This window comes from Geothrix rubra (genome assembly GCF_030268065.1).
GTDB classification, from domain to species: Bacteria; Acidobacteriota; Holophagae; order Holophagales; family Holophagaceae; genus Geothrix; species Geothrix rubra.
On sequence record NZ_BSDD01000004.1, the window covers coordinates 381275 to 388640 of the forward strand.

8 protein-coding genes and 1 rRNA gene are annotated in these 7366 nt (G+C 68.8%); all 9 read right to left on the minus strand.

Annotated features, from left to right (window positions below):
• Positions 1–174: 174 nt before the first annotated feature.
• Positions 175–534 carry a hypothetical protein gene (locus tag QSJ33_RS12305; RefSeq protein ID WP_285726559.1) on the minus strand — a complete coding sequence of 120 codons (360 nt, stop codon included), beginning with the start codon at positions 532–534 and terminating at the stop codon, positions 175–177.
• Positions 531–758: a cell division protein ZapB gene (gene zapB / locus QSJ33_RS12310; protein WP_285726561.1), complete on the minus strand. Its 228-nt coding sequence runs from the start codon at positions 756–758 to the stop codon at positions 531–533. Before zapB ends, QSJ33_RS12305 begins: the two co-directional genes overlap by 4 nt.
• A gap of 24 nt (positions 759–782) precedes the next feature.
• Positions 783–2732 carry a phenylalanine--tRNA ligase subunit beta gene (locus tag QSJ33_RS12315; protein WP_285726563.1) on the minus strand — a complete coding sequence of 650 codons (1950 nt, stop codon included), beginning with the start codon at positions 2730–2732 and terminating at the stop codon, positions 783–785.
• Positions 2732–3796, minus strand: a complete 1065-nt coding sequence (gene pheS / locus QSJ33_RS12320) for a phenylalanine--tRNA ligase subunit alpha (protein ID WP_285726565.1) — start codon at positions 3794–3796, stop codon at positions 2732–2734. Before pheS ends, QSJ33_RS12315 begins: the two co-directional genes overlap by 1 nt.
• A 70-nt stretch (positions 3797–3866) precedes the next feature.
• Entirely contained in the window at positions 3867–4214 is a 348-nt protein-coding gene (rplT, locus tag QSJ33_RS12325) for a 50S ribosomal protein L20 (RefSeq protein WP_285726568.1), read from the minus strand.
• A 196-nt stretch (positions 4215–4410) separates the two neighbouring features.
• Positions 4411–4611 carry a 50S ribosomal protein L35 gene (gene rpmI, locus QSJ33_RS12330; RefSeq protein ID WP_285726570.1) on the minus strand — a complete coding sequence of 67 codons (201 nt, stop codon included), beginning with the start codon at positions 4609–4611 and terminating at the stop codon, positions 4411–4413.
• Between the two features lie 9 nt (positions 4612–4620).
• A complete protein-coding gene (gene infC / locus QSJ33_RS12335) occupies positions 4621–5205 on the minus strand; it encodes a translation initiation factor IF-3 (RefSeq protein ID WP_309564092.1) in 585 nt (194 codons plus the stop codon).
• 74 nt (positions 5206–5279) lie between these two features.
• Positions 5280–7193, minus strand: coding sequence for a threonine--tRNA ligase (gene thrS, locus QSJ33_RS12340; RefSeq protein ID WP_285726573.1), 1914 nt, complete (start codon positions 7191–7193; stop codon positions 5280–5282).
• Positions 7194–7274: 81 nt separating this feature from the next.
• Positions 7275–7366: ribosomal RNA gene (rrf, locus tag QSJ33_RS12345) — 5S ribosomal RNA — on the minus strand; the annotation flags it as partial.

Below are 7366 nucleotides of genomic sequence, written 5' to 3' on the forward strand. Positions count from 1 at the left end.
GTCAAAATCCCCGCTCAGTCGTGGAGGCTTGCCGAGTTCCCTATCTGGTAGGGGGGCAACCAGATTCCCGGGCTAAGGCGCGCCGACGCGCGGAACGCACAGGCCAGGGGGAAGGTTTCCCATATCGACTTACGGAACAAGCGCTTGGCCATAATCACGGGCCTCGCAGGGAAATCAGGCTCCGTCCTCGTCAAGGAGTGGGACGGGGGCGGAAGATGCGTCCGGAACATCGTGCAGGAGCTTTGAAAGGGTCTGTTCCAGGTCGTGCGTGTGCTGGTTGGCTTCCTGTTCGAGGCGCGCCACTCGGTGCGCCAGGTTCAGGGCGCCCAGGAGGTACCAGGACGGGGTGTCCAGGCCCTCCGGAACGCTGCCCCATCTTACCCGGCATTCGGCCTCCATGGCCTGGAAGGTCTCCTCCAGGATCCGCTTGGCCGCCGCGGTCAGTTCCGGGCGGTCCGTGTGGACCTGCAGGGCCCGGCCCAGCACCTCGAGGGGCACCGGGCGCGTGCCGGGGAGGGGCCGCGGGGGCTTCATCCCAGGGCCTCCAGGGACCGCAGGATGGCGGCCACCTGCTCCTTCACGTCCTCGCGTTCCTTCTGGAGCGCGGTCCGCTCGGCCTGGGCCTCCTCGAGCCGGGCCCGGAGGGACTGCAGCTCCTGGTCCCCGGTGGCCTTCAACGCATCCAGCTCTTCCTTCAGCTGGTTGCGCTGGTGCACCAGGGCCTGGACCCTCGATTCGAGTTGTTTCAGCAGATCCATGGGCCGCCTCGGTTGGGGCCCATTCTACGCCCGGAGCGCGGCCCCGAGCGACTCGGCCGCCGCCAGGGCCCCGGCCACCCAGGCGTCCACCTCCGCCCCCACGAGGGTGCGGTCCATGGCCTGGAAGGTGAGGCGGAGCAGCCAGGCCTTGGTGCCGGCCGGCAGGTGCTTGCCCTGGTAGAGGTCCGCGCAGGCGAGGGCCACGAGGGCGGTGCCCGCCAGGGCGCCCCGGACCGTGTCATGCATGGCCTGCCAGGCCAGGGCCGCCGGCACCACCAGGGACAGGTCCCGCTCCACGGCGGGGAAACGGCTGTGGGGGGTGAAGGTGGGGATGATCCGGTCATCGGGGACCCGGAAGGCCTGGACGGGGAACTCGGCCGCCAGGAAGGTGCCGCCCTCCAGGGGATGGATGGCGACCTCCTGGGAGGTGGGCTTCAGGACGTCCTTCAGGATGCCCAGGAGGTGCTTGGCCCGCACGGGCCCGGCCTTGGATTCGGGATCGGCGTCCCAGCGCTCGCCCGCCCACAGCAGGCTCACCGTCCAGGTCTCCGCCGGGCCGCGGGAGAGCCCCCGGAAGGTCGGCGCGATCTCGAAGAGGCGCACCTCCCGCTGGCCCTGCTGGAGGTTCCGCCTGGCCACCTCCACCAGGGAAGGCACCAGGGAACGCCGGAGGATCGAGTACTCCAGGCCCAGGGGGTTGGCCAGGGTGCGGCCGGCCCGGTCGTCGTCGGCCGCCTCGCCCTGCGGACCCGGGAAGGCCGCGTCCATTTCCGGGCTCACGAACCCGTAGGTCACGGTCTGGTGGAAACCCAGGTGGGCCAGGCGCCGGGCCAGGGCCTGGCGGTGGAGGTAGTCCTGGGACAGGGGCTGGGGGGGCCCCTCCAGGGAGGGCAGCACGGAGGGGATGTGCTCGTAGCCGCGGAGGCGGAGCACCTCCTCGGCCAGGTCCTCCGCCAGGGTGAGGTCATGGCGCCAGGAGGGAGGCTCCACGCGGAGGTGGCCCGGCTCGGCCTCCACGACGCAGCCCAGGGCCTTCAGGGCCTTGGCGGCCTCCGCCAGGAGGAGCGGCTCCCCGGCCACCCGCGTGAGCACGTCCTTGGGCAGGTCCACCGGGGCCGGCGGCGCGGGCGGCTTCCCCGCGGTCCAGGCCCCCTCCAGGGTGGCCCCGGCCCAGTCCTGGAGCCGCTGGACGAGGAGGTCGCGGGCCACGGTGGCCATGGCCGGATCGGCCCCCCGGCCGAAGCGCTGGGAGGCGTCCGTGTGGAGGCCGTGACGGTGGGCCGCGGCCCGGACCACCCGGGGCTCAAACCACGCGCTCTCCAGGAGCACACGGCGCGTCGCCTCGGTCACCTTGGTACCGTCGCCGCCCATGACGCCCGCCAGGGCGATGGGACCGGCCTCGTCGGCGATGACCAGGTCCTCCAGGGTGAGCTTCCGCGTCACGCCGTCGAGGGTGACGAGGGTCTCCCCCGAGCGGGCCATGCGCACGCTCACGGCGCCCCGGATGCGGTCCGCATCGAAGGCGTGGGTCGGGTGGCCGTAGCGGTGCAGCAGCTCGTTGGAGGCGTCCACGGCGGGCAGGAGCTTGGGGGTGGACCCCAGGGCCAGGAGGAAGGCCTGGACCGCCTCCGGCGTCCGCCCCTCCCCGAGGGTGAGCAGGGCCGTGGCATAGAGGGGGCAGGCCGTGGCCGGGAGGCTGACCGGGATCCGGGGCTCGCCTTCCGTCACGGGCGGCGGTGCCAGGGGCGCCAGGGGCTGCTGGAGGCGGGCCGCGAGATCCCGGGCGAGCCCCCGGTGGGACATGGCGTCCCCGCGGTTGGCGGTGATGTCCACGTCCAGCACCTCGGTTCCCGGGCGGTGCTCCACGGCATCCACGGGGAAGCCCAGGGAGGCCAGGGTCTCCGCCAGCTGGCGGGTGGCCAGGGCGGCGGCGGCGGGGAGTTCCGCGGCCAGCGCTTCGCGTTCGATCCACATCAGTCCAGCCCTCCCATGGCCTCGATGAACCGCTGGTCGTTCTCGAAGAACAGCCGCAGGTCCGGCGTCTGGCTCAGCATCATGGCCATGCGCTCCACGCCCATCCCGAAGGCCCAGCCCGACCATTCCCTCGAATCAATGCCCGCGAACTCGAGCACGTTCGGGTGGATCAGTCCGGCGCCGAGGATCTCCACCCAGCCCGACCCCTTGCACACCCGGCAGCCCTTGGAACCGCAGAGGGGGCAGCTCACGTCCACCTCGCAACCGGGCTCCACGAAGGGGAAGTAGGAGGGCCTGAGGCGGATCTCCGTCGCGGGCCCGAAGAGCGCCCGCAGGGCGTATTCCAGCGTGCCCTTGAGGTGGTGCATGCCGATGCCGTGGCCCACGAGCATCCCTTCCACCTGGTGGAACATGGGGCTGTGGGTGGGATCGATCTCGTCCTTGCGGTAGACACGCCCCGGCGCCAGGAAGCGGATGCCACCCGTCTCCTGGATGTGCGTCGAGAGCTTCTCGAGCGTGTGGACCTGCACGGGGCTGGTGTGGGTCCGCAGCAGGTGGCCCGGATGCGTCGCCAGATAGAAGGTGTCGGCGCTTCCCCGGGCCGGATGGTCCGCGGGGATGTTCAGGCCGTCGAAGTTGTACCGCTCCGTCTCGACCTCGCTCCCCTCCTCCACATGGAAGCCCAGCGGCCGGAACACCTCCACCAGGCGGCCCATGAGCCGGTTGAGGGGGTGGAGGGCGCCGCGCGCCGGGAGCGGCGGCGGGAGGGTCGGATCCCAGGCTCCACCGGCGGCGGCCTTCTTCACGGCCTCCAGCTCCGTCTGACGGGCCTTGAGGGCCTCCTCCCACCGGTTCTTCAGGGCGTTGATTGCCGCCCCGAGATCGCGCTTCCGCTCCTTCGGGGCGGCCTTGAGCAGGTCCATCAGGCGGGCGACGTGGCTGGCCTCGCGGCCGATGTAGGCCCCCTTCACGCGCAGGAGCGCATCCAGGTCCCCGCAGGCGGCGAGGGCCTCCGGGAAGGCGTGGTCCGCCTCGGCGATCTCCGGCGGCAGCAGATGGTCCATGGCGAGCCTCGATACAGAGAAAGGCCGCTCGCGCGGCCTTTCGGGTGTCTGCGATGTCGTGCCTTCGCGATCAGCCCTTGGCCACAGCCACGAGCTTGCTAAACGCCTCCGGGTTGCGGACGGCGAGGTCGGCCAGCATCTTGCGGTCCAGGTCCACCTGGGCCTTCTTGAGGCCGCCCATGAACTTGCTGTAGGACAGGCCGTTCTGCACGGAGGCGGCACTGATGCGGACGATCCAGAGGCGGCGGAAGTCGCGCTTCTTCACCTTGCGATCGCGGTAGCCGTAGCCGAGGGCCTTCTCGACAGCTTCCTTGGCGGAGCGGTAGAGCCGGGACTTCGCGCCGTAGAAGCCCTTGGCGAACTTCATCATGCGCTTGCGCCGCTGGGCGCGCTTGAAACCACGTTTGACGCGGGTCATGGTGCTTCCTTTCCTCGAGGCAGCCCGTCCGGACATCGGGGGGCTTTGGAGGCCTCATCGGGGGTGGCCTCAGCCACCGGGTTGAACCCCCGATTCTAGGACCGGAGGAGTCGGGAAACAAGCGCCAAGCAGGCTCAGCCTGCGCGGCGCGCGGGGGTCTGGGGGTGTCCGCGCAGTGGGGAACCCCCAGAGAACATCAGGCGTAGGGAAGCATCGCAGCCACGGCCTTCTGGTCAGCCTTGGCCACCATGCTGCCCATGTCGAGCTGGCGCTTCCGCTTGGCGGTCTTCTTGGTGAGGATGTGGCGCTGGTGGGAGCAGCCGCGCTTGAACTTGCCGCCGGCGGTCTTCTTGAAGCGCTTCTGGGCGCCCTTGTGGGACTTGATCTTGTAGCTCATGGCAACCTCTCAGTGCGGGACTTCGGTTTCATTGGTTTCAGGCTTGGCCGGCTTGGGCTTCTTCGGGGGCTTGGGAGCCTCGATGATGCGGGGCGCGAGGATGGCGTGCATGTCGCGTCCGTCGATTCCAGCCGGCTTCTCGACGATGGCCTTGTCGCCGACCCGCTGGATGACCTCCTCGATGATCCGGTAGCCGATGTCGCGGTGGACCACTTCGCGTCCCCTGAACATGACGACCACCTTGACTTTGTCCTCCTCCTCCAGGAACCGCAGGATGTGCTTCACCTTGAAGTCGAAGTCGTGGTCGTCGGTCTTGGGTCGGAACTTCACTTCCTTGACCACGATGTTCTTCTGCTTGGCGCGGGCCGCGTGCTCCCGCTTCGCTTCCATGAACTTGTACTTCCCGTAGTCCATGATCCGGCAGACGGGCGGATTGGCGTTTCCAGCGACCTCCACCAGGTCGAGGCCACGCTCTTCGGCAATGCGGATGGCCTGATGCGGGGGCATCACGCCAAGCTGCTCGCCATCCTCGGAGATGACGCGGACTTCTGCAGCCCGAATGCCGTCGTTGATGCGGGTCTCGTTAGGACGAATGGTTCCTCCCCTATTTACACAAGGACAAAGAGTCTATCACTTGATTCCGCCCGCGCCAAGCCGGGAATTCCCGATCAGCGGCGACGCTCCCGGACTTCGGCGGCGAGGCCCTCCAGGAAGTCGCCCAGCGGCTGGACCCCCAGGTCCCCGCGGTGGCGGTGCCGCACGGACACCGTGCCGGCCTCCGCCTCCCGGTCGCCCACCACCAGCATGTAGGGCACCTTCGCCAGCTGGGCGTCGCGGATCTTGGCTTTCAGGCTCTCGTTCCGGCCGTCCAGCTCCACCCGGAGCCCCAGGGCCTTGGCGCGATCCGCGGCTTCGGCCGAGAAGGCGTGGGCCCGGTCGGTGATGGGGAGCACCGCCACCTGCACCGGCGCCAGCCAGGCGGGGAAGGCCCCGGCGGTGTGCTCCACCAGGATGCCCATGAATCGTTCGAGGCTGCCCAGGATCGCGCGGTGCAGCATGATGGGGCGACCCTCGCCGCCATCGGCCCGGGTGTAGGCCAGGTCGAAGCGCTCGGGCAGCATGTAGTCCACCTGGAGCGTCCCCAGCTGCCAGGGACGCTTGAGGGCGTCCAGGATCTGGAACTCGATCTTCGGGCCGTAGAACGCCCCCTCGCCCGGATTCAGCGTGTAGGGCATGCCGGCCTCGTCCAGGGCCTCGCCCAGGGCGTGCTCCGCCGCATCCCAGATCTCGTCCGAGCCCAGCCGCTTCTCCGGACGGGTACTCAGGGCCACGCGCATGCCCTCGAAGCCGAAGGTGTCGTAGACCTCCTTCAGCAGGGCCAGGAAGGCCGCCATCTCGTCCTTGATCTGCTCAGGGGTGCAGTAGATGTGCGCGTCGTCCTGGCAGAAGGTCCGGACCCGCGTCAGGCCGTGGGTCACGCCGCTGCGCTCGTACCGGTGCAGCCGGCCGAAATCGGCGTAGCGGATGGGCAGGTCGCGGTAGCTGTGTTTCTGGCTGCCGAACAGGATGCAGTGGCCCGGGCAGTTCATGGGCTTCACGGCGTACTCCCGCTCCTCGGCGGTGGTGAAGTACATGTTTTCCGCATAGTTGTCGTAGTGCCCGCTGGTCTTCCAGAGGGCCACGTCCAGGATCTGCGGGGTGATGACCTCGCTGTAGGCGTACTTGAAGTACAGCTCCCGGATGTAGGTGACGAGCTCGTTGTAGACGACCGTGCCCTTCGGGTGGAAGAAGGGGGAGGCCGGGGCCTCGGGGTGGAACGAGTAGAGGCCCAGCTCCTTGCCGAGCTTGCGGTGATCCCGGGCCTTGGCCTCCTCCAGCCGCTTCAGGTGCTCGTCCAGCTCCTTCTGGGTGTGGAAGGCGGTGCCGTAGATGCGGCTGAGCATCTGGTTCTTCTCGTCGCCCTTCCAGTAGGCGCCGGCCGTGGTGAGCAGCTTGAAGGCCTTCAGCTTGGAGGTGTTCGGCACGTGCGGGCCGCGGCAGAGGTCGTAGAAGTCCCCCTGCCTGTAGCCGCTGATGATGTCCCCGGAGGGGATGCCCGACACGATCTCCACCTTGAGAGGCTCGCCCATGGCCTGGAAACGCGCCACGGCGGCATCCCGACCGAGATCCTCCCGGACCACCTCGACGGCCTCGCCGGCGATCTTCCGCATTTCCGCCTCGATGGCCGGCAGGTCTTCGGGCGTGAAGGGCTTATCGACCCAGAAATCGTAGTAGAACCCGTCCTCGATGACGGGCCCGATGCCCACGCGGGCCTCCGGATGGAGGCGCTTGACGGCATGGGCCAGGAGGTGGGCCGTGGAGTGCCGGATCAGCTCCAGGCTTTCCGGGTCCTTGCTGGTGACGATTTCGACCTTCGCCCCGTCGATAAGAGGGCTTTTCAGGTCACTGAGCCGACCATCCTGACGGATGGCGAGCGCCGCCTCCAGGAGCCGGGAACCGATGCCCGCCGCCAGGTCGACTCCCGTGGCGCCCTCGGCCAGGGGCCGGAGGGAATCGTCAGGAAGGCGGACCGCGATGGACATGGGCTCCTCTGGATGGGAAGTCAAGCGTATCAGCAGATAGCAGATCGGGCCATCCATGAGGGATGGCCCGATTGTGAATTAACGTCGCAGCGACCTACTTTTCCACTCCTGTGGGGAGCAGTATCATCGGCCCTCCGGGTCTTAACTGCCGTGTTCGGGATGGGAACGGGTGT

Excerpts from the sequence above, each read along its gene's own strand:
- rplT (WP_285726568.1), bottom strand. The coding sequence starts at position 4,214 with ATGACCCGCGTCAAACGTGGTTTCAAGCGCGCCCAGCGGCGCAAGCGC.
- pheS (WP_285726565.1), bottom strand. The coding sequence starts at position 3,796 with ATGGACCATCTGCTGCCGCCGGAGATCGCCGAGGCGGACCACGCCTTC.
- zapB (WP_285726561.1), bottom strand. The coding sequence starts at position 758 with ATGGATCTGCTGAAACAACTCGAATCGAGGGTCCAGGCCCTGGTGCAC.
- rpmI (WP_285726570.1), bottom strand. The coding sequence starts at position 4,611 with ATGAGCTACAAGATCAAGTCCCACAAGGGCGCCCAGAAGCGCTTCAAG.
- QSJ33_RS12315 (WP_285726563.1), bottom strand. The coding sequence starts at position 2,732 with ATGTGGATCGAACGCGAAGCGCTGGCCGCGGAACTCCCCGCCGCCGCC.
- thrS (WP_285726573.1), bottom strand. The coding sequence starts at position 7,193 with ATGTCCATCGCGGTCCGCCTTCCTGACGATTCCCTCCGGCCCCTGGCC.
- QSJ33_RS12305 (WP_285726559.1), bottom strand. The coding sequence starts at position 534 with ATGAAGCCCCCGCGGCCCCTCCCCGGCACGCGCCCGGTGCCCCTCGAG.